Source organism: Acinetobacter sp. AL9, from assembly GCF_041464035.1.
In the GTDB taxonomy this organism is placed as follows: domain Bacteria; phylum Pseudomonadota; class Gammaproteobacteria; order Pseudomonadales; family Moraxellaceae; genus Acinetobacter; species Acinetobacter towneri.
Genome location: NZ_JAYFSK010000147.1, coordinates 1 through 721, shown reverse-complemented (window position 1 = coordinate 721; position 721 = coordinate 1). Strand labels below are relative to the sequence as shown.

The 721-nt window shown below is 45.8% G+C and carries 1 protein-coding gene; it reads right to left on the bottom strand.

Annotation, left to right across the window (positions count from 1 at the left end; translation table 11 throughout):
• Window positions 1-647: IS66 family transposase zinc-finger binding domain-containing protein (locus ACEO2X_RS14025; RefSeq protein ID WP_371972170.1), on the bottom strand; the 647-nt coding region annotated here is incomplete at its 3' end.
• Window positions 648-721: the final 74 nt, after the last annotated feature.

Here is a 721-nt window from a genome sequence, read left to right as displayed (position 1 = left end):
AAATGATCGGCATACTTCGATACCAGCACATGGCTGAGCAGTTCAGGTGAAGCAATGCCTTTATCAATCACATAGGCAGGCATCGCTTGCTGAGTCAGGGTGTCACACTGATCACAGACCCATTTGCCACGGACATGCTGTTCCTTGTAGAACTGTGCCGGTCTGAAATGCAGTTTTTCACTGATATCTTCGCCGATACGACGGAGTTGGCAGCCACAACTGCATTGGGTTGATGCAGGTTCATGCTCAATACGGATGGTGTGTAGATGATCTGGCAGTGGTCGACGTTTAGGTTTATTGGTTTTGGCTTTGTGTGTCACTGCATCGGTTTTATCTGCATTTAGCCGTTCCAGTTCTAGATCAACCGCGGCAATATCTTCTTCAACCGCTTCATCCCACAGGTGGATTTGTTTTGCAGTGAGATGTTCGTTTTTACTGCCGAATTTATGCTGTTTAAACAGCGCCAGTTCATGCTCGTATTTTTGATTGAGAATAGAAAGATGTTGAACTTTGGCATCCAATTGTTGGTTTGATTTTTCTAATTCTTGATTTGATTGTGCCAGAGACTGATGCTGCATCGCCAACTGCCGGGTAAATTCCAGCAGTTGTTCATGGGTCAGTTGGCTTAAGTCAGGCAGCGTATTCATGACCGCAGTATGCCTGAGGTCATGACGCAGAGGAAATAGAACGTTTGGAGAATAGCAGAATAGCCGAGCTTGGT